Origin of the sequence: Alteromonas sp. ASW11-130, assembly GCF_026183735.1 — a bacterium.
In the GTDB taxonomy this organism is placed as follows: Bacteria; Pseudomonadota; Gammaproteobacteria; order Enterobacterales; family Alteromonadaceae; genus Alteromonas.
The window spans coordinates 1-1,668 of sequence record NZ_JAPFRE010000022.1 but is presented as its reverse complement, the minus strand read 5'-3'; the positions used below and the strand labels follow the sequence as shown (position 1 = coordinate 1,668).

Annotated in this window: 1 rRNA gene; it reads left to right on the top strand. The window is 52.2% G+C overall.

The window, feature by feature from the left end:
* A 23S ribosomal RNA gene (locus tag OPS28_RS07990) occupies positions 1-1,668 on the top strand; the annotation flags it as partial.

The window sequence follows — 1,668 nt, the reverse complement described above, 5'->3', positions numbered from 1 at the left end:
ATTGGGTAGGGGAGCGTTGTGTAAGCGGATGAAGGTGAGTTGAGAAGCTTGCTGGACGTATCACAAGTGCGAATGCTGACATGAGTAACGATAATGGGGGTGAAAAACCCCCACGCCGGAAGACCAAGGTTTCCTGTCCCATGCTAATCAGGGCAGGGTAAGTCGGCCCCTAAGGCGAGGCAGAAATGCGTAGTCGATGGGAAACGGGTTAATATTCCCGTACTTGTATATTCAGTGATGGAGGGACGGAGAAGGCTAAGCAAGCTTGGCGTTGGTAGTCCAAGTGAAAGTGAGTAGGAAGTGAGATTAGGTAAATCCGGTTTCACAATTCCGAGACACGAGACGATGCACCACGGTGCAGAAGTTGTTGATGCCCTGCTTCCAGGAAAAGCTTCTAAACTTATGAATATATGAACCGTACCCCAAACCGACACAGGTGGTCAGGTAGAGAATACTAAGGCGCTTGAGAGAACTCGGGTGAAGGAACTCGGCAAAATTGTACCGTAACTTCGGGAGAAGGTACGCCCCTGTTTGTGAAGGCTTCGCGCCGTAAGCAGATGGGGGCCGCAGTGACCAGGTGGCTGGGACTGTTTATTAAAAACACAGCACTCTGCAAACACGAAAGTGGACGTATAGGGTGTGACACCTGCCCGGTGCCGGAAGGTTAATTGATGGGGTTAGCTTAGGCGAAGCTCTTGATCGAAGCCCCGGTAAACGGCGGCCGTAACTATAACGGTCCTAAGGTAGCGAAATTCCTTGTCGGGTAAGTTCCGACCTGCACGAATGGTGTAACCATGGCCACGCTGTCTCCACCCGAGACTCAGTGAAATTGAAATCGCAGTGAAGATGCTGTGTACCCGCACCTAGACGGAAAGACCCCGTGAACCTTTACTACAGCTTGGCACTGAACATTGAACCTACATGTGTAGGATAGGTGGGAGGCTTCGAAGCATTGTCGCCAGATGATGTGGAGCCGTCCTTGAAATACCACCCTTGTATGTTTGATGTTCTAACGTCGGTCCCTTATCGGGATTACGGACAGTGTCTGGTGGGTAGTTTGACTGGGGCGGTCTCCTCCCAAATAGTAACGGAGGAGCACGAAGGTTAGCTAATCACGGTCGGACATCGTGAGGTTAGTGCAATGGCATAAGCTAGCTTAACTGCGAGACAGACACGTCGAGCAGGTACGAAAGTAGGTCATAGTGATCCGGTGGTTCTGTATGGAAGGGCCATCGCTCAACGGATAAAAGGTACTCCGGGGATAACAGGCTGATACCGCCCAAGAGTTCATATCGACGGCGGTGTTTGGCACCTCGATGTCGGCTCATCACATCCTGGGGCTGAAGTCGGTCCCAAGGGTATGGCTGTTCGCCATTTAAAGTGGTACGCGAGCTGGGTTTAGAACGTCGTGAGACAGTTCGGTCCCTATCTGGTGTGGGCGTTGGATGATTGAGGGGAGCTGCTCCTAGTACGAGAGGACCGGAGTGGACGAACCGCTGGTGTTCGGGTTGTTTTGCCAAAGGCATTGCCCGGTAGCTACGTTCGGAACGGATAACCGCTGAAAGCATCTAAGCGGGAAGCCGGCCCCAAGATGAGTCATCCCTGGACGTAAGTCCTGGAAGGGTTGTTAAAGACGATGACGTTGATAGGCAGGGTGTGGAAGCGTTG